At 64.0% G+C, this 16,526-nt stretch carries 20 protein-coding genes and 1 pseudogene; 7 read left to right on the top strand and 14 right to left on the bottom strand.

All coding sequences use genetic code 11. The features are described from left to right. Window positions 1-113: 113 nt before the first annotated feature. Complete coding sequence (locus NKH71_RS14415; protein WP_352895129.1) at window positions 114-1,271, top strand: sulfite oxidase; 1,158 nt, start codon at window positions 114-116, stop codon at window positions 1,269-1,271. Between the two features lie 352 nt (window positions 1,272-1,623). Here NKH71_RS14415 and NKH71_RS14410 read toward each other — a convergent pair whose 3' ends face one another. Then, entirely contained in the window at window positions 1,624-2,499 is an 876-nt protein-coding gene (locus tag NKH71_RS14410) for a sigma-70 family RNA polymerase sigma factor (RefSeq protein ID WP_352895128.1), read from the bottom strand. A gap of 44 nt (window positions 2,500-2,543) precedes the next feature. After that, window positions 2,544-2,855: a hypothetical protein gene (locus tag NKH71_RS14405; protein ID WP_352895127.1), complete on the bottom strand. Its 312-nt coding sequence runs from the start codon at window positions 2,853-2,855 to the stop codon at window positions 2,544-2,546. A 144-nt stretch (window positions 2,856-2,999) separates the two neighbouring features. On the opposite strand from NKH71_RS14405, the gene NKH71_RS14400 reads away from it, so the two are divergent. Together NKH71_RS14400 and NKH71_RS14395 are read left to right on the top strand one after the other, a co-directional pair. Then, window positions 3,000-3,365 carry a VOC family protein gene (locus NKH71_RS14400; RefSeq protein ID WP_023722928.1) on the top strand — a complete coding sequence of 122 codons (366 nt, stop codon included), beginning with the start codon at window positions 3,000-3,002 and terminating at the stop codon, window positions 3,363-3,365. 231 nt (window positions 3,366-3,596) lie between these two features. Then, window positions 3,597-3,821 (top strand): hypothetical protein, encoded by a 225-nt coding sequence (locus tag NKH71_RS14395; protein WP_352640959.1) that lies wholly within the window; start codon window positions 3,597-3,599, stop codon window positions 3,819-3,821. Between the two features lie 23 nt (window positions 3,822-3,844). Here NKH71_RS14395 and NKH71_RS14390 read toward each other — a convergent pair whose 3' ends face one another. The 10 genes from NKH71_RS14390 to NKH71_RS14345 all read right to left on the bottom strand — a co-directional run bounded on the left by NKH71_RS14390 (window position 3,845) and on the right by NKH71_RS14345 (window position 11,157). Further along, complete coding sequence (locus NKH71_RS14390) at window positions 3,845-5,086, bottom strand: MFS transporter (protein WP_352481661.1); 1,242 nt, start codon at window positions 5,084-5,086, stop codon at window positions 3,845-3,847. Then, complete coding sequence (locus NKH71_RS14385) at window positions 5,083-6,465, bottom strand: FAD-dependent oxidoreductase (protein WP_502900370.1); 1,383 nt, start codon at window positions 6,463-6,465, stop codon at window positions 5,083-5,085. The genes NKH71_RS14390 and NKH71_RS14385 overlap by 4 nt, the downstream gene beginning before the upstream one ends. Before the next feature lie 43 nt (window positions 6,466-6,508). Continuing rightward, window positions 6,509-6,841 carry an ArsR/SmtB family transcription factor gene (locus NKH71_RS14380; protein WP_352788199.1) on the bottom strand — a complete coding sequence of 111 codons (333 nt, stop codon included), beginning with the start codon at window positions 6,839-6,841 and terminating at the stop codon, window positions 6,509-6,511. A gap of 99 nt (window positions 6,842-6,940) precedes the next feature. Beyond that, complete coding sequence (gene arsH / locus NKH71_RS14375) at window positions 6,941-7,669, bottom strand: arsenical resistance protein ArsH (protein WP_502896916.1); 729 nt, start codon at window positions 7,667-7,669, stop codon at window positions 6,941-6,943. A 93-nt stretch (window positions 7,670-7,762) separates the two neighbouring features. After that, window positions 7,763-8,185 (bottom strand): arsenate reductase (glutaredoxin), encoded by a 423-nt coding sequence (arsC, locus tag NKH71_RS14370; RefSeq protein WP_352788196.1) that lies wholly within the window; start codon window positions 8,183-8,185, stop codon window positions 7,763-7,765. Then, entirely contained in the window at window positions 8,182-8,868 is a 687-nt protein-coding gene (locus NKH71_RS14365) for an aquaporin (RefSeq protein WP_352494407.1), read from the bottom strand. The genes arsC and NKH71_RS14365 overlap by 4 nt, the downstream gene beginning before the upstream one ends. 1 nt (window position 8,869) lies before the next feature. Next, window positions 8,870-9,376, bottom strand: a complete 507-nt coding sequence (locus NKH71_RS14360; protein WP_352788193.1) for an arsenate reductase ArsC — start codon at window positions 9,374-9,376, stop codon at window positions 8,870-8,872. A 14-nt stretch (window positions 9,377-9,390) separates the two neighbouring features. After that, window positions 9,391-9,723 (bottom strand): ArsR/SmtB family transcription factor, encoded by a 333-nt coding sequence (locus tag NKH71_RS14355; RefSeq protein ID WP_352640967.1) that lies wholly within the window; start codon window positions 9,721-9,723, stop codon window positions 9,391-9,393. 347 nt (window positions 9,724-10,070) lie between these two features. Further along, a complete protein-coding gene (locus NKH71_RS14350; RefSeq protein ID WP_352494409.1) occupies window positions 10,071-10,739 on the bottom strand; it encodes an NAD(P)H-dependent oxidoreductase in 669 nt (222 codons plus the stop codon). 280 nt (window positions 10,740-11,019) lie between these two features. Next, window positions 11,020-11,157 (bottom strand): hypothetical protein, encoded by a 138-nt coding sequence (locus tag NKH71_RS14345; RefSeq protein ID WP_352895140.1) that lies wholly within the window; start codon window positions 11,155-11,157, stop codon window positions 11,020-11,022. On the opposite strand from NKH71_RS14345, the pseudogene NKH71_RS14340 reads away from it, so the two are divergent. Beyond that, a pseudogene (locus NKH71_RS14340) lies at window positions 11,108-11,777 on the top strand (SDR family oxidoreductase). The gene NKH71_RS14345 and the pseudogene NKH71_RS14340 sit on opposite strands and share 50 nt — an antisense overlap. 41 nt (window positions 11,778-11,818) lie before the next feature. Here NKH71_RS14340 and NKH71_RS14335 read toward each other — a convergent pair. Next, window positions 11,819-12,409 carry a DUF922 domain-containing Zn-dependent protease gene (locus NKH71_RS14335; protein WP_352788191.1) on the bottom strand — a complete coding sequence of 197 codons (591 nt, stop codon included), beginning with the start codon at window positions 12,407-12,409 and terminating at the stop codon, window positions 11,819-11,821. Between the two features lie 115 nt (window positions 12,410-12,524). Between NKH71_RS14335 and NKH71_RS14330 the strand changes: the two genes are divergently transcribed. From NKH71_RS14330 to NKH71_RS14320, 3 genes are all read left to right on the top strand, one after another. Continuing rightward, complete coding sequence (locus tag NKH71_RS14330) at window positions 12,525-13,289, top strand: pseudouridine synthase (protein WP_352788188.1); 765 nt, start codon at window positions 12,525-12,527, stop codon at window positions 13,287-13,289. 101 nt (window positions 13,290-13,390) lie between these two features. After that, on the top strand, window positions 13,391-14,782 hold the full coding sequence (locus tag NKH71_RS14325; RefSeq protein WP_352788185.1) for an NfeD family protein: 1,392 nt from the start codon (window positions 13,391-13,393) through the stop codon (window positions 14,780-14,782). After that, the gene (locus NKH71_RS14320; RefSeq protein ID WP_023722913.1) at window positions 14,779-15,537 is read left to right on the top strand and encodes a slipin family protein; all 759 of its coding nucleotides are present in this window, start codon (window positions 14,779-14,781) and stop codon (window positions 15,535-15,537) included. Before NKH71_RS14325 ends, NKH71_RS14320 begins: the two co-directional genes overlap by 4 nt. 41 nt (window positions 15,538-15,578) lie before the next feature. Here the strand turns inward: NKH71_RS14320 and NKH71_RS14315 are convergent, their stop codons facing one another. Beyond that, window positions 15,579-16,508 carry a LysR family transcriptional regulator gene (locus NKH71_RS14315; RefSeq protein WP_352549412.1) on the bottom strand — a complete coding sequence of 310 codons (930 nt, stop codon included), beginning with the start codon at window positions 16,506-16,508 and terminating at the stop codon, window positions 15,579-15,581. Window positions 16,509-16,526 lie beyond the last annotated feature (18 nt).

Below are 16,526 nucleotides of genomic sequence, written 5' to 3'. Positions count from 1 at the left end.
CCTATCCGGATACTTCCGGATGGGCAGACCTCACATTGTGTCGCCTATCCGTGATCAGGCTACGGCCTAAGGCACGTTGCAGCCCGTTCCGGATCAACTGGGAGGTAAACAACATGCCTGATTTTCAGCGCAGAGAACTTCTTGTTCAAGGAAGCGCGGCTCTTGCCGCAATTGCTGCTCTCTATACCTCGCGTCGGGCTTACGCTTTTCCAACACGGCCGAGCGAGGAAGTTATTCCGTGGCTGGATCAGCCGACCAAAAATCCCGATCCGGTGGGTATCCAGAAACAGCTTGTCTGGGAGGATTTGGATAGCTGGATAACGCCAAACGACAAGTTCTTCAGCATCTCGCATTTCAACCGACCAACGATCGACGAGAAGACATGGTCGATGGAGATCGGAGGCTTGGTCAAGAAGCCCTTGGAGTTAACGCTCGCCGACATCAGGGCGCGACCGCGGCAGGAGGTCGTTTTCACAGTGGAATGCTCGGGCAACCACGGATTTCCCTTTTTCACCGGCGGCATCGGCAATGCCCGTTGGGCAGGGACGCCGCTCGCCCCGATCCTCGAGGAAGCCGGTGTTCTGGAGAAGGGCATCGAGGTCGTCTTTTTCGGTACCGACACAGGCGAGGTCCCGATACGCGACGTCAAGATGCAGCAGAACTTCGCTCGTAGCATGTCGCTCGCCGACGCGATGAACCCCGACAATCTCCTCTGCTATGAAATGAATGGAGCCGCCTTGCCGGCGGCCAACGGCTTCCCGGTACGGCTCATTGCTCCAGGCTGGTACGGGATCGCCAACGTCAAGTGGCTAAAGCGCATCGAGGTTCGCGATACGCGGTTCATGAGCCTTCTGATGGCCCGTGACTATGTCACCATCCGGGAGGAGGACCACAACGGCGAGACCGTATGGGCCGAGACTTCGGTCGGGCGAGCGCTGATAAAGTCCGCGCCCGCGAAGGTTACCCGGAAAGATTCAGATTACTCCATCATTGGAGCAGGCTGGGGGGCGCCGATCGAACGGGTCGAAGTGCAAATCGATCAGGGGCCTTGGGCACCAGCGACCATTGACCACCGTGAGGAGGCAGAACACGCCTGGAAAATTTGGTCCCTGGATTGGGCAAATCCCTCTCCTGGAGAACACACGGTGACCTCGCGCGCGGTCAGCACCACGGGACAAATTCAACCGGCGATGGACGATCCCTTGATTGCCAAGAAACACACATACTGGGAAAGCAATGGCCAGGTGACGCGCCGCGTGCGTATCGGCTAGCGCATTTTGCAGCCAAATGGAATCATTTGGCGTCCGCATAAATGCGGCAAAACAGATAGTTAGAGCGGGTTACCGGTTCCAGAGAACCGGAACCAGTCTAAGAACTTGCTGCCGTGTGACAATTTGCGTTTGGGTCACCCAGGAGGAGGCTGCCTGATCCGAAAGCTGGCACCGCTCTATATCGAGCATGACGGGTGTAGGCCGTAGATCCTCTTCGCGACGATACCGGTCCCCGAAATCGGGGGCGGAGCCCTTCAGCTTAGTGATCGAGGCGATGGCAGACTTGTCCGGTGGCGCAACCTTGGCCATGTCGCCTTCGCGCGCCATTTCCGCACCATTTCCAGCCTTCTGCTCACCTCTCCACGGCCCTGATCTCCGCGTCGACCAGGCACCAGGGCGCATAGCGGAAGTCGCGGATCTGGATGACCTCCTCGCCCGCCCATTCAACCAGCACGAAGCCGCGCACGGCGCCGTCGGCCGCTTGCGGGTCGCGGATGAGGATCGCCGGCCTGCCGTCGACGAAGCCGAGCGACAATGTCCAGTCGCTGATACGATCGTAATTGCCGAAATAGGTCGACGCCTGGGCCTTGCCGCGCAGGCGGACGCGGTTGACGACATCGAGCCGGACGTCCTCTGCGATCAGTGCCCTGACCGCGTCGAAGTCGCGCGCGTTGAACAGGTCGACATAGCGCAGCAGCCGGCGCTCGTCATCGGCGTCGAGCCTCGGCGCGAGCGCCTGCTCGGGCTGCAGCGCCAGCAGCTTGAGCTGCGCCCGCCCGCGATGCAGCGCGGCCTTGGTGGCGGCGAGCGTCGCGCCGGTCACCTCGCAGGTCTCATGCAGGCTGAGGCCGAGCACGTCGACCAGGATCACGGCGCTGCGCTGCGGCACCGAAAGCTGCATGAAGGAGCGCAGGCCGGTCTGGGCGGCGAGCCGGCTGTCGGCGCTGCCGGAGGGATCCTCGATGACGCTCATGTCGGCCTCGGTCATGCGCGACCTTTCCCGATTGCGCCGCCGCAGATGATCCTGCGCGGCATTGTGGGCGATGCGAAACAGCCATTGCTCCGGCCGTTCGACCATCGCACCGCCGTCGATCGCCTGCAGCGCGTTGATCAGCATCTCCTGGACGATGTCCTCGCCGTCGATCACCGAGCCGGCCATGCGCGCGCAGTAGCGATGCAGCCTTGGCCGCAACCCGACGAGCATCGCCTCCAACGTCGCCCTGTTCATTTTCGGCGTAGCATCCCGTTTCTGCGCGAGCGGCATGGCAGGCGCTACCCGGCTTCCTGATCCGCCAGCATACGGTAATTGCCGATGACTTTGACAGGCGATCGCATTGCCGGGGTCGAACGGCGTTCGGCGTGGTTTTCCGCAAATGCCTCGAAGGCGGCAAGCCCGGTCAGCGCCGACGAATCGCCGTTCTGGCCGACGATGTGGACGAACGAGCCGTCGTCCAGCTCGAGCACGAGATAGCGCACCGTCGGCGGTGCCGCCTCGCCCAGCGCTTCGAACACTTTTTCGACCAGCGCGCGGTTATCTTCCAGGTCGGCTTGGTTCACACCGTATCGAATGAGCGCGTAGTCCATTGTCGTCTCCTGACTGGTTGGTATGAACGAAGGACGACCGGCTGCGCTGAAAAGATTCTCCTTGTGGAAGAATCTTTTCGGTTGCCCGCATCGTCTTTCCCGCGTGGGCGGCTGCGCGGCAGCCATCAAGCAGGAGCGACGATCATGCATATCCAGTTTGCCGAGCTTCCGGTATTCGACCAGGACCGCGCCAAGGCGTTCTACACCAGGCATCTCGCCTGTCAGGTCCTGGCCGACCAGAAGATGGGCGATGGCGGCTGGCGCTGGATCGAGCTGGCATTTCCGCATGCCGTGACGAACCTGCATTTCATCAGGCGCGCCGACGACGCCCCCGGCGCGGAGCCCGTATTGGTGCTGGTCGACGAAAATGTCGGGGCAATGAGCGCGGCGTTGAAGGCGGGCGGCGTCGAAATCATCACCGATCCGCATGAGGCGCCGTGGCAGCCGGGGCGCACGGTGGCGGAGTTTCGCGACAGCGAAGGCAACCGCATGGTCCTCGCCAGCCGATAAGCCACCGGAGCCCTCTGTCCGGCGGGGCATCGTACCTAAGTCCTACCTCCGGCCGGACCATCGGCCGTGCTTCCTTCGTATTATTATTTCGTGACCGCTGCGCACCGGAACCTTCCCTTGCATCGGGCGTTCGGGCGCTGTATTCGCGCTGCCTCATATTTAGGCAGGCGGAGGAAATGCGAATAAGGGCGGGTGGCAAAACAAACATGGGCCGGGGAGGAGCATCTTACCATGTCGAACCGTAAAATCGGAATGTCCCACAGTTTGGGGCTGCGCGTCGCTGACCTCAAATCCAGAATGCAAACTGCCCAGATTACCGAGCACGAAATCAAGACGTTTCAAAAGGTTGCCGCCATCATGGGCGGCGCCGAAGGCTCATTGCGCCTCGACTCGGACGATCTGATCGCCGCGTCCTTCCTTGTCGATCCCTTGGAAGATCTCCCGCTCTCCAGTTGAGGCGCTGAACGCGGGTCGAAATCCTATCGGGTTTGAACCTGCGATTGCCGCCAGCGGAGCATCCGCCAGCCCAGGCCGCATGCGAGGATGACGTTGGCCAGCGCCAGACCAGAAAGCGCGGCCAACGTCCCATGCGGGCCGAAGCGCTCCAGCAGCAATGCGCCGGCCGAGGGTGCCGCCGCCTGGGCGATCAGGCTCGGCATGGCGAGGCGGCCCATCAGCTTCGCGTAGCCGTTCGAGCCGAACAGCGCGAGCGGCAACGTCCCCCGCGCGATGGATTCCAGGCCGATGCCCGCGCCATAGAAGCCGAGCGCCAGCGGGATGATTGGCATGCCGGCCCAGAGCGCCGAAACGCCGATCGCCACAAACGTAACCGAGGCGAACTTGGTCAGGATCGGATGGTGGTAGCGCGCGATGGTCATCTCGATCGCGCGCGCCGCCACCTGGGACGGGCCGACCAGCGCGCCGAGCCCGACGGCCGCGGCCAGCGCCATGCCGCTGCCTTGCAGGATGGTGAGCAGATGCACCGACACCGTCGAGGAGATCACCGCCGCAAGCGTAAGGGTGGCGGCTAGAACGATGATGATCGACGGATCGGGATTGCCTTCGCCGGCCGGCGTCACCTCTTTCAATCCTGGCCCGACCGGCAATCCTGGCCCGACTGCCGGTTGCGGCGCCTCGCGGGGCAGGATCACGAGATAGAGCGGAAGCGCAATCACCAGCTGAAAGACAGCGTAGGCCAGGCAGGTGCCGCGCCAGCCGACCTCCCCAAGAAGCCAGGCCGAAATCGGCCAGCAGATCGTACTGGCAAAACCGCCGAACAGCGTCAGCGTGGTAATGGCGGAGCGCGCGCCGTGGCCGTAGTGGCGCCCAAGCGTCGCGAAAGCGGCATCGTAGAGCCCAGCCCCCATGCCCAGTCCGATGCCCAGCCAGGCTGCGATATAGGCCGCAAGATTAGGGGCGAGAGCCAGCCCGATCTGGCCGAGCCCGATGCATACGGCGCTGAACGCCAGAACGCTGCGGCCGCCATGCCGCTCGATCGACGACCCGACGCGCGGCGAGATCAATCCTGCCGTGAGCAAGCCGAGAGACAGGCCGCCGACAACCCATGCCAGCGGCCAGCCGGTATCGGAGGAGACCGCCGGCGCAATGACCGCTGGAAGATAGTAGGAAGATCCCCACGCCATGATCTGCGTCAGGCCAAGCGCGGTGATGATTGCGCCGCGGCTGCGCAGGATGGTGGGCGAAGGCGCCAGAAGGCTCATTCCGCGACGCCGCAGCCACAGCCGCTTTTGCCGATCGCCTTTGCTTCGGCATCGGCGACACAGCAGGCATCCACCGCTACCGGCGCCGGACCGCCGCAGCAGCCCGTGTCGGCAATGCCGATCCGCGGCACGGTGCAGACGCCGGTCTCCGGCAGCACGAGCTGGACATTGTCGGCGGCCACCATGTCGCCGGCGATCGCCGCGGCGACGGAGCGGACCTGCTCATACCCGGTCAGCAGCAGGAAGGTCGGTGCGCGGCCATAGCTCTTGATGCCGACCGTATAGAACCCATGCTCGGGATGGCTGAGCTCGCGATGGCCGTGCGGCGGCACGTCGCCGCAGGAATGCCCGTTGGGATCGATCAACGGTCCCAGTGCCTTGACGCTTTCCAGCCACGGATCGAGCTCAAGCCGAAGCTCGCGGGTCAGCGACAGATCGGGGCGCTGTCCGGTCGCGGCGATGATGCGGTCGACCGGGCCAATCCGCTGCAAGCCGTCCTTGGTCTGGCCTTCGACGACCAGCCGTCCGTCGGCATCGCGGATCGAAACAGCCGCAAAGCCCGTCACCAGTCTGAGGCCGCCGCTCTCGGCGAGTTCGCGCACTTCGGCGCCGAGTTCGCCGCGTGCCGGCAATTGGTCGGCATCGCCGCCGCCATAGATGCGCACCAGGTCGGTGCCGCGCGTTGTCCAGATGAAGGCCGTGCCGGGCTCCATATCCGCCAGCCTGGCGAGATCCAGCAAGGCGTTGGCGGCTGAATGGCCGGAGCCGGCGACCAGCGTCGTCTTGCCGGCATAAAGGCTGCGGTCGCGGTCGAGAATATCGGGGATGCCGTAGGCGATGCGATCTGCAAATTGCGCTTCGCCTACGGCATGAATTCCGCCGGCGCCGAGCGGGTTCGGCATCTGCCAGGTTCCCGAAGCATCGATGACGGCGCGGGCGCTGTCGCGCCGCGTGCCACTGGCGGTTTCGATCACCAGCATGAACGGCCGGTTTTCGCGTTCCTTGCTCAGCACCTTGTCGGCGCCCCAGCGCGAGATGCCGACGACCCGGGCACCGGTTTCGATCGACGGCGACAATTGCGGAAGCTTTGCAAGCGGCTCGAGGTAATCCGCGACGAGGTCGTTCGCGGTCGGGAATGCCTCAGGCTCCGGCATCCGCCAGCCACGCGCCTCGAGCAGGCTTCTAGACGCCTGATCGACGCAATAGCGCCAAGGCGTGAACACCCGGACATGGCCCCAATCCCTGAGGTTGGATGCAACCCTATTGCCGGCTTCGTAGACTTTGACAGGAATACCTTGCGCGATGAGGTGGACCGCTGCCGCCAGGCCGACCGGCCCGGCGCCGATCACCGCGACGGGAAGCCTTTCGATCATCTCCATATCTTCCGTCCTTCCGGTAGTTTCGAATTACAATGCCAAAAAATTACGCCGCCGTCTTGGCCGTCGCTTCCACCGAAGCCGGCGCACAGGTGGCGTCGGCGCAACATTCGTCCGCGAGGTATCCGATGAGCCCGTTCATGGCGGGATAGTTGGCCCGGCAGATCAGCGTCGTCGCCTGCCGCTCCTGTGTCACCAGGCCGGTGTCGACCAGCCGCTTGAGGTGATGCGACAGCGTCGAGGCAGCGATGCCGAGCCTGTCCTGGATGCGCCCGACCGGCAGGCCTTCATCGCCCGCCCGCACAAGCGTCCGATAGAGCTGCAACCGCGTCGGGCTGCCGAGGGCTTCCAGTTGCGAGGCTGCTTTTTCGAGTTTCATGGAAACACCTTAGCTCCGAGAGCCCACGACGTCAAAGCTTATTTCGAATATTCTCGAATAACCCGACAATCGCCGTCTCGTTTGCGCCAACCGCCCGCCTCAAATCGACCGCTGATTTACCCGTCTGGCAAGCTCTTCCGCGCTTTCGACGCGTTCGGAATATCGGTTGGTGAGATAGGCCGACCGGTCGCGCAGAAGAAGCGTGAATTTCATCAGCTCCTCCATCACGTCGACGATGCGGTTGTAGTAGGGCGAGGGCTTCATGCGCCCGGCCGCATCGAATTCGTTGAATGCCTTTGCCACCGACGATTGGTTGGGGATCGTAAACATGCGCATCCAGCGGCCCAGGATACGCAGTTGGTTGATGGCATTGAAGCTTTGTGAGCCGCCGGAAACCTGCATGACGGCAAGCGTCCGGCCCTGGGTGGGACGCACCGAGCCCAACGACAATGGCAGCCAGTCGATCTGCGATTTCATGATACCGGTCATTGAACCGTGACGTTCGGGCGAACACCAGACCTGACCTTCGGACCAGAGCGAGAGCTCACGCAGCTCTCTCACCTTGGGGTGATCGGCGGGCGCCGAATCCGGCAGCGGCAGACCGGCAGGGTTGAAGATACGGACTTCAGCGCCAAGCCAGGTCAAGATACGTGCCGCTTCCTCAGTGGCCATGCGGGAATAGGAACGCTCCCGCAAGGAGCCGTAGAGCATCAAGATCCGAGGCTTGTGGGCCGAGGCGGCCACATCGAACAGCGCAGATGCATCGATTGCCGGGAGTTGCTCCATATCTATGTTTGGCAGGGACCCTGCGTGATCGACTGGTTTCATGGCTTCAAAGCTTTCTTATTTCGAGTTTCATCGAAATAGATAGGCGTGATACGTCGTGGCGTCAAAGCAAATTTCGAGAAATGTCGAAATACTCTAGGCGACGCGCTTGCCGCTGGCGTCGACGACGACCTCGCCGTCCTCCTTGGTGAAGGGGCCGATATCCGGATTGGGCAGGATATCGAGCACCGCTTCGGAGGGTCGGGCGAGCATGGTGCCGAGCGGCGTCACCACGATCGGCCGGTTGATCAGGATCGGATGCGCCAGCATGAAATCGAGGATCTCGTCGTCGCTCCACTTCGGGTCGCCCAGGCCAAGCTCGGCATAAGGCGTGCCCTTTTCGCGCAGCAATTGGCGCGGCGTCATGCCCATCGCTGCGATCAGTTCGACGAGCTTTTCGCGCGACGGCGGGGTTTTCAGATATTCGATCACCTCCGGCTCCTCGCCGGACTGCCTGACGATGGCCAGCGTGTTGCGCGAGGTGCCGCAATCGGGGTTGTGGTAGATGGTGACGGTCATTGCGCAGCTTTCATCTGTCCGACTGGTTTCGGTTGGGCGAGCAGCCACCCTGCCAATGCCATGGCGAGCAACGCGCCCAAAAGCTCGGCGGCGATGAAGCCCGGCAGATCGGTGGGACGGATCCCGGCAAAAGTGTTGGAGAACGCGCGGGCGATGGCGACGGCCGGATTGGCAAAGGATGTCGACGCGGTGAACCAATAGGCGGCGGTGATATAGAGCCCAACCAGCCAAGGGATAGAATCCGGGCGCGAACGCAGGCCGGCAAGAATGGTGAAGACCAGCCCGAAGGCGGCGACCAGCTCCGCAATCCATTGGCCGCCTCCGGTCCGCACCGTCGCCGACACTTCCAGGATCGGCAATTCGAACATTGCATGCGCCAGGAACGTTCCAGCGATGCCGCCGGCAATCTGGGCGGCGACGTAGGCCAGCGCTGCGTTCGTTTCGATTTCACGCCGAAGCGCGAACACCAGCGTCACCGCCGGGTTGAAGTGCGCTCCGGAGATCGGCCCGAATATGGTGATGAGCACGACCAGGATCGCCCCGGTCGGCAAGGTGTTGCCGAGCAGCGAGACGGCGACATCGTTGCTCAGCCTGTCAGCCATGATGCCGGAACCGACCACGGTGGCGACCAGCAGAGCCGTGCCGAGGGCCTCGGCAACAAGGCGCCGGGAAAGCTGAACCACCTCAGCCGGCCTTCGGCAGATTGCGGCCGATCTCGTCGAGGCGCTTCTGCAGCGCAAGTCTGTCGACCGCATTGATCGGCAGGCTGACAAAGATCGAAATTCGGTTGTTGAGCATGCGGTAGGCTTCGGCGAAGGCGAGATGCTTTTCCGCCTCGGTGCCTTCGACGGCTGCAGGATCAGGTACGCCCCAATGCGCCGTCATCGGTTGCCCGGGCCAGACCGGACAGGATTCGTTGGCGGCATTGTCGCAGACCGTGAAGACGAAATTCATCTCTGGGGCACTTGGCTCCGCAAACTCTTGCCAGTCTTTCGAACGGGCGAACGACGTGTCGTAGTTGAGGCTTTTCAAAAGCTGAAGGGCATAGGGATGAACCTCTCCCTTCGGATGCGATCCAGCCGAATAGGCCTTGAACTTGCCTGCGCCGACGCGGTTCAGGATCGCCTCGGCGAGAATCGACCTTGCCGAATTGCCGGTGCAGAGAAAAAGAACATTGTATGGCTCGCTCATCGCGCACCTCCCTTCTAGCAGTTGCAGGTCACAGCCTGGATCACAGGCTGGCAAAGTTCCGGCGCGCCATTGCAGCAGTCCTCCATCAGGTAGGCCAGCAGATCGCGAAAGCCGGTCATATCGGCGAAATAGCGCACGCTGCGGCCCTCCCGTTCGGTTCGCACCAGGCCGGCATGCGACAGGATCTTGAGATGGGCCGACATCGTATTCGGGAACGCGGCGAGCCGCGAAGCGATCTCGCCCGCCGGCACGCCGTCGGCTCCAGCCCGCACCAAAAGGCGAAAAACGTCCAGCCGGGTTTCCTGGCCGAGCGCGGCAAGCGCCGAAAGGGCGAGTGTCTTGTCCATAATTCCAGGATTCCAGAAATGGCGAAGAGAGTCAACCCGCCTCTGCCAGCGACCCAAGGCAATCTCTCAGTTTTGAATTCGCCCTTTAATCGTTTGCGTTGCCCCTCACCTGCCTGCCGGCATCCTCTCCCCGTATAGTGACGGGGAGAGGGGCCTCGTCATCGGTGATTTCGCCAAACATCGGCGGTGCAGAAACGACGCCAACGCTGCGGCCAGCCCCTTCTCCCCGTCACTATACGGGGAGAAGTGCCCGGCAGGGCGATGAGGGGCGGCGCCGACTTGTACAACTGATCGTATCCGACACATCGAAGCGATGCCAGCAGCCCTCGGCGGCTCGCTCGACCAAATCAGCCAGGCACCGTGGCGGCAATGGCATCAGCGCGGCCAAGACCGGCAACCGCTTTCCTGACCCGCTGCAGATGCGCCTGGCGTCCGGCGGCCGAGACGCTGTCCATCCGGTAGAGCGCCAGGAATTTGGTCCGGCACAGCGGATGGCAGACGGAGCGGAAGCCGCGCAGCAGGGTTCGCCGGCCGGGCTGTCCCATGATCCACGACATCAGCGGCGTGGCACCGCATGTGGTCATCGCCACCACCCGGCGTATGTGCCGCAATTTGGGCCGCGGACCGCGTCGTGCGGTCGGCATCTCGAAAGCGAAGCCCGGCACCAGCACACGCTCCAGCCAGCCTTTCAGCATCGCCGGCACGCCATACCACCAGGTCGGGTAAATGAAGACGACCGCCTCGGCCCAGATCAGCTCCTGCGCATGTTCGTGCACCGGTTGCAGGTTCGCCGCCTTGTCGTGGTAACCGCGCCATTCCTGCGTGCGCATGACTGGATCGAAGCCGGTCGCATGGAGATCGAGCAGGTGGACCTGATGCCCCCTTTCGGCAAGCGTCTCCAGCACCGTATCGCGCACGGCGCCGTTGAAGCTGTCGGTGCAGGGATGGCAATAGACGACGAGGACCTTCATCTTGCGCTCAGCCCGGTCGGTCGCCAGAGGATCGCGGTGCTGCATGCAAGCGCGTCGCATGCAAACAAGCCACCCGCAGACATAGTCGATCAGCTGTTTTCATGCGAAGCCCCGCAGCCCCATATCAAGACGCAACACCTCCAGTCGCGTCAAGCCCCGCTCGTTCGCTCAAGGAAAATTGCGCAGACATGGGCTTGCTGGAGGGCGCTGTCCCGCATGCCTTGAGGTACTCCGCGGGATGCGGCGCTGCGGAGTATCATGCCCAAGAACTCCCAGCATTGTTCCCAGAATGTCTGCGCCCTAGCTTCAGGGCGTGTTCAAAGCGTCAGGAGAAAACGATGCAGACAGGAAAACTGAGCGGCAAGATCGCCTTGGTGACGGGCGCCTCCTCCGGCATCGGCGAGGCCACCGCCTTGGCGCTGGCGGCCGAGGGCGCCACGCTGGCGATTGCCGCGCGGCGCACTGAGCGCCTGGACGATCTGGCGAGGCGGATCCGTGAGAACCGGCAGCACCGCGCTGCCGATTGCCGTCGACGTCACCGACGAAGCGCAAGCCACGGCGATGGTCGAACGGGTCCTGCAGGAGTACGGCCGGCTCGACATTCTGCTTGCGGTTGCCGGCGTCGGCGTCGCCGCGCCGTTCCGCAATACGACGCCGGAAGAATACCGCCGGATGGTCGACGTCAACATTCTGGGCCTGCTTTATCCGATCCATGCGGCGCTGCCGTCGATGCAACGGCAAGGCGCCGGCCACATCGTCGTCGTTTCTTCCGGCACCGGCCGTTATATCCACCCTTCGGTGGTCTATTCCGGCACCAAGCACGCGGTAAGCGCGATGGCGGAATCGCTTCGCCGCGAGATCGGCAAGGACGGCATCCGCGTGACCTGCATCGAGCCTGGCGCCGTCAAGACCGAGTTCACCCAGAATATGCGCGCCGATGTGCGCCAGGCGGTCGAGCTAAGGCTTGGCGACATGGAGCAGCTGGAAAGCGAGGACATCGCCGCCGCCATCCAGTATGCGGTGACGCAGCCGCCACGGGTCAACGTCAACATCCTGACGCTCTATCCGACCGAGCAGGCATGAGCTTGGCCGACAGATATGGTGCCCTGCGCCGCCCCGCAGCATCATCCCCCGGTCATCAGCGTGAACACAAGCTGCCGCAGCTTGCCGCCCGGGCCGAATTCGACCCGGTCGAAATCGCGGCTCGCCTGCCGCTGTGCCTGCGAAATTCCGGCGAGCCGTCTCGTCACTTCCGTCCTGATCTTGCTGCAGCCGCGGTCGTCGGGGACGGTCAGGCCGATCGTGGCCGCCTCGATCTTGTGCACCATGTCGATGATGCTGGCGCCGTGCACCTTCTCGTGGGCGGCGAGGCCGGTTGCGAAAACCTCCCAGTTCTTCTGGATGGCGCCCGGCAGCCGCGCGGCCGGCTTCGGCAAGGTGTAGGTGATGATCAGCTTCGGCCGCGCCGACACCAGCACGCAGGCGTCGCCTTGCGGCTGGTAGTCCCTCACCCAGGTCAGCTTGAAATTGGTATGCGCGATGACGCGGCGCTCGCCGAGCAGCGGCCCGCGCCCGCCGATCGAGGCATAGAGCTCCGGCCCGGATTGCCCTGAGACGGCATAGGTCTCGACCTTCTCGACTGCCTGCCAGCCGGCATGCGCCGGCGATGCCGGCAGAGAGGCGAGCAGCAGGCAAAGGAGAATGGCTGTTTTCATACAAGTCCTCGCAGCCGCTGCGCACGATGCAAAAGACATGCAGTTCCCTTCCGTGGACATAGCCGGCGGCCGGCTATAGTGGGATGCTCGTATACAAGAATCCACAGGCAACGCCATGTCGCCGCGACCGAACATTGCCCGGCAACGCCCTACCCCCGGGACCCAGCCTCCCGGCGTCAGCCTGTGCCGCGCCCTGTCGAAGCTTGGCCTGTGCTCGCGTAAGCAGGCCGAGCTTCTGGTTGCCGAGGGGCGCGTGCGGGTCGCCGGCAAGATCGTGCGCAACGGCTCGATGCGCGTCGATCCCGGCCGCGACCGCATCGAGGTCGACGGCCGCCGCGTCGCCGCCGAGCGCAAGGTCTATCTGATGCTCAACAAGCCGCGCGGACTGGTTACCACCCGCGACGACCCGCAGGACCGCGGCACCGTCTATGATTGCCTGGCCAGCCTCGACCTGCCCTTCGTCTCGCCGGTCGGCCGCCTCGACAAGGCCAGCGAGGGCCTGCTCGTGATGACCAACGACACGCGCTTCGCGCAGCGCCTGCTCGACCCCGCCTCGCATGTCGCCAAGACCTATCACGTGCAGATCGGCGCCCTGCCCGACGAGGCCATGCTGGCGCGGTTGCGCGCCGGCGCGACAGTCGATGGCGACTTGCTGACGGCCCGGTCGATCGAGCTGCTGCGCGGCGGCACCAGCACCGCTTGGCTGGAGATCGTGCTCGACGAGGGCCGCAACCGCCATATCCGAAGGCTGCTCGGCGCCCACGATATCGAGGTGCTGCGCCTGGTGCGCGTTGCGATCGGCCAATTGCAGCTCGGCGAGCTTGCCAAGGGCAAGGCACGCCATCTGAGCGCCGAAGATCTGGCGCTGCTTCGGGCCTGAAGGACAGAGCGAAGCATCACCCCGCACCCAGGCCGGTTTGATGAGCGTTCTCATGGATTTCGGCAAAATCCAGCCCATATCCTAGATATGGAGCTTTGAGCGTGAAACTCGCGCGTGCGGTCCTGCTTGCCGCGGCTTTCGTGGCTGCTGCGGCCGTTTGTCCCTCTTCCGCAACCGGAGAGGCGAACGGCCGGGAGAAAATTGTGTTGCGCGTCGAGATCGACGGCGCCATCGGTCCGGCGAGTGCCAGGCAGCTCGAGGAAGCGCTGGCGGTGGCCGCGGACCGAAACGCCCAGGCTCTCATCCTGCAGATGGACACGCCCGGCGGGCTGGTTACCAGCATGCGCGAGATGATCGCCGCTATCCTCGCCTCGCCGGTTCCCGTCATCGGCTATGTCGCGCCCGCCGGCGGGCACGCGGCGAGCGCCGGAACCTACATCCTCTACGCTACCCATGTAGCGGCGATGGCGCCCGGCACCAATCTGGGCGCGGCAACGCCGATCGAGATGGGCGGGCCGCTGCCATCGTTTCCCGGCGACAAGAACGATGGCCCGGAGGCGGACAAGGACAAGAAGAACGCACCCGCGGGCGATGCGATGATCGCCAAGGCGACGAACGACGCCGTTGCCCTGATCCGCAGCCTGGCTGAATTGCGCGGGCGCAATGCCGAATGGGGTGAAAAGGCCGTGCGCGAGGCGGCCAGCCTGTCGGCCGGCGCGGCGCTGCAGGAGCATGTCATCGACTTCGTCGCCCGCGACACCACCGAGTTGCTTCAACTGGCCGACGGCCGGACCGTCGAGATCGCCGGCAAGAAAGAGGCATTGGCGACGAAAGGGCTGCCGGTTGAAACGCTCGAACCAGGCTGGCTCATCCGGCTTCTCGCCGTCATCACGGACCCAAACATCGCCGTCATCCTGATGCTGGTCGGCGTCTATGGCCTCGTCTTCGAATTCACGAGCCCGGGCGCGGTCGCGCCTGGCGTGATCGGCACGATTTGCCTTCTGCTCGGCCTCTATGCGCTCAATCTCCTGCCGATCAGCTATGCCGGCCTTGCCTTGATGCTGCTTGGCATCATCTTTCTCGTCGTCGAAGCCTTGAACCCGACAGTGGTCCTTGGGCTGGGAGGCGTGGCTGCGTTTCTGCTGGGCGCTGCCATGCTGCTCAAGATCGAGGGGCCCGGCTTCGAGATGTCGTGGGCCGTTATCGGCACCGCCGCCGTCCTGACGCTCGGCCTGGCGCTGTTGACCGGCAGCTATCTGTGGGCGGCCCGCAAGAACGTTCCGCGTGTTGGCGCACAGGCCATGCAGGGGCTGCCGGCGGAGATTCTCGACTGGCAGGGCAGCGAGGGCCACGTGCTCGCCCGGGGCGAGCGCTGGCGGGCAAAAGCCGACGAACCGCTTGCGGTGGGCGACAGCGTCGAGGTGGCTGATGTCAGGGGTCTTGTGCTGACGATACGGCGCCGCAATGTGGGAAGCGATGGAGCAAGGCAATGATCATCGGTTATGTGGCCTATCTGGCAGCAGCGCTCGTCGTGGTCATGTTCTTATCCGCGGCCATTCGCGTCCTGAGGGAATATCAACGCGGGGTGGTCTTCACGCTCGGCCGCTTCACCGGGGTCAAGGGCCCCGGCCTTATCATCCTCATCCCCTTCGTGCAGCAGATGGTGAAGGTCGACCTGCGAGTGGTGGTCCAGGACGTGCCGCCGCAGGACGTGATCTCGCGCGACAACGTCTCGGTGAAGGTCAACGCGGTGCTGTATTTTCGTATCGTCGACGCCGAGCGGGCGGTGATCCAGGTCGAAGACTTCATGACCGCCACCAACCAGCTGGCACAGACCACGCTGCGCTCGGTGCTCGGCAAGCATGAGCTCGATGAAATGCTGGCCGAACGTGACAAGCTCAACAGCGATATCCAGGAGATTCTCGACCAGCGCACCGATGCCTGGGGCATCAAGGTCTCCGATGTCGAGATCAAGCATGTCGACCTCAACGAGAACATGGTCCGCGCCATCGCCAAGCAGGCCGAGGCGGAACGGCTGCGGCGTGCGAAAGTGATCAATGCCGACGGCGAACAACAGGCGGCGGCAAAGCTCGTCGAGGCTGGCAAGATGCTGGCCGAAGCACCGCAAGCCATGCAGCTACGCTATTTCGAGGCTCTCCATGACATCGCCGGCGAGCGCTCGTCGACGGTCGTGTTTCCGGTGCCAATGGATCTGCTCGGTCATTTCATCAAGCAGGGCGGGAAGTGAGGGAGGAGCGCATAATCTCCCTCGTGGGGAGATCAGCACCCTCACCTCTGCCACGGCGGGACCGGCGCAAAGCGTTTGCCGATCCAGTCGGCGAAGGCACGTGTCTTGGCGGCTTGCCCCTTGGCCGAAGGCATGACGACATAGACGGCCCCTTCGTCGGCAAGGGTCCAGTCCTCCAGCACTGGCACCAGCCGGCCGTCGGCGAGCTCGCGTCCGACCAGCCAATCCGTGCTCATCATCAGCCCGACGCCTTGCACGGCGGCTTCGACCAGGACCTCGGCGTCGTCGGTGACCAGCGGGCCGGAGACCTCGATACTGACGCGGCGGCCCGTGGTGTCGGTCATCTCCCAGGCCGGAAAGGTCTGGAAGCCTGAGAAGCCGAGACAGCTGTGTTCCAGCAGCGCTTCCGGCGCAGCCGGCGTGCCCCGGCGGGCGAGGTAGGACGGCGCGGCGCACAGCAGCCGCCGCCGTGTCGCGACCTTGCGCGCCACCAGCCGCGAATCCTCCAGCGCGCCGAGACGAACGGCAACATCGAAATTCTCGGCGACGAGATCGACGAAGCGGTTGGAGAACTCGGCCTCGATACGGACGTCGGGAAATTCGGCGAGAAACTGTGGCAGCAGGGGGCCGATCCACATGCGCCCGAACGAGCCGGGCAGCGCCAGCCGCAGCACGCCGCGCGGCCCGCCGCCGGCATGCGCCGACGCGACAGCCTCGGCTTCGTCGACGGCGGCCAGGATAGCGCGGATGCGGACGAGGAACTCCGAACCCGCCTCGGTCAGCGACACGCTTCGCGTCGTCCGGTGCAGCAGGCGCACGCCCAACCGCTCTTCCAGGGAGGCAAGGCGCCGCGACAGGATCGTTGCGTCGCGGCCGATGCGAGCCGCCGCCTTGGTGAAGGAGCGTGCTTCGGCGATTGCCGCGAAGGCGGCCATTTCGGCCAATGCTGCCGGTTCGTGCGATTGCTGCATCTGGCGCAGAGCTCAAAT

This window comes from Mesorhizobium sp. M0983 (assembly GCF_040318975.1).
Taxonomy (GTDB): domain Bacteria; phylum Pseudomonadota; class Alphaproteobacteria; order Rhizobiales; family Rhizobiaceae; genus Mesorhizobium.
This window is presented reverse-complemented; position numbering and strand designations above follow the sequence as displayed.

Excerpts from the sequence above, each read along its gene's own strand:
- NKH71_RS14415 (WP_352895129.1), top strand. The coding sequence starts at position 114 with ATGCCTGATTTTCAGCGCAGAGAACTTCTTGTTCAAGGAAGCGCGGCT.
- NKH71_RS14410 (WP_352895128.1), bottom strand. The coding sequence starts at position 2,499 with ATGAACAGGGCGACGTTGGAGGCGATGCTCGTCGGGTTGCGGCCAAGG.
- NKH71_RS14405 (WP_352895127.1), bottom strand. The coding sequence starts at position 2,855 with ATGGACTACGCGCTCATTCGATACGGTGTGAACCAAGCCGACCTGGAA.
- NKH71_RS14400 (WP_023722928.1), top strand. The coding sequence starts at position 3,000 with ATGCATATCCAGTTTGCCGAGCTTCCGGTATTCGACCAGGACCGCGCC.
- NKH71_RS14395 (WP_352640959.1), top strand. The coding sequence starts at position 3,597 with ATGTCGAACCGTAAAATCGGAATGTCCCACAGTTTGGGGCTGCGCGTC.
- NKH71_RS14390 (WP_352481661.1), bottom strand. The coding sequence starts at position 5,086 with ATGAGCCTTCTGGCGCCTTCGCCCACCATCCTGCGCAGCCGCGGCGCA.
- NKH71_RS14385 (WP_502900370.1), bottom strand. The coding sequence starts at position 6,465 with ATGGAGATGATCGAAAGGCTTCCCGTCGCGGTGATCGGCGCCGGGCCG.
- NKH71_RS14380 (WP_352788199.1), bottom strand. The coding sequence starts at position 6,841 with ATGAAACTCGAAAAAGCAGCCTCGCAACTGGAAGCCCTCGGCAGCCCG.
- arsH (WP_502896916.1), bottom strand. The coding sequence starts at position 7,669 with ATGAAACCAGTCGATCACGCAGGGTCCCTGCCAAACATAGATATGGAG.
- arsC (WP_352788196.1), bottom strand. The coding sequence starts at position 8,185 with ATGACCGTCACCATCTACCACAACCCCGATTGCGGCACCTCGCGCAAC.
- NKH71_RS14360 (WP_352788193.1), bottom strand. The coding sequence starts at position 9,376 with ATGAGCGAGCCATACAATGTTCTTTTTCTCTGCACCGGCAATTCGGCA.
- NKH71_RS14355 (WP_352640967.1), bottom strand. The coding sequence starts at position 9,723 with ATGGACAAGACACTCGCCCTTTCGGCGCTTGCCGCGCTCGGCCAGGAA.
- NKH71_RS14350 (WP_352494409.1), bottom strand. The coding sequence starts at position 10,739 with ATGCAGCACCGCGATCCTCTGGCGACCGACCGGGCTGAGCGCAAGATG.
- NKH71_RS14335 (WP_352788191.1), bottom strand. The coding sequence starts at position 12,409 with ATGAAAACAGCCATTCTCCTTTGCCTGCTGCTCGCCTCTCTGCCGGCA.
- NKH71_RS14330 (WP_352788188.1), top strand. The coding sequence starts at position 12,525 with ATGTCGCCGCGACCGAACATTGCCCGGCAACGCCCTACCCCCGGGACC.
- NKH71_RS14320 (WP_023722913.1), top strand. The coding sequence starts at position 14,779 with ATGATCATCGGTTATGTGGCCTATCTGGCAGCAGCGCTCGTCGTGGTC.
- NKH71_RS14315 (WP_352549412.1), bottom strand. The coding sequence starts at position 16,508 with ATGCAGCAATCGCACGAACCGGCAGCATTGGCCGAAATGGCCGCCTTC.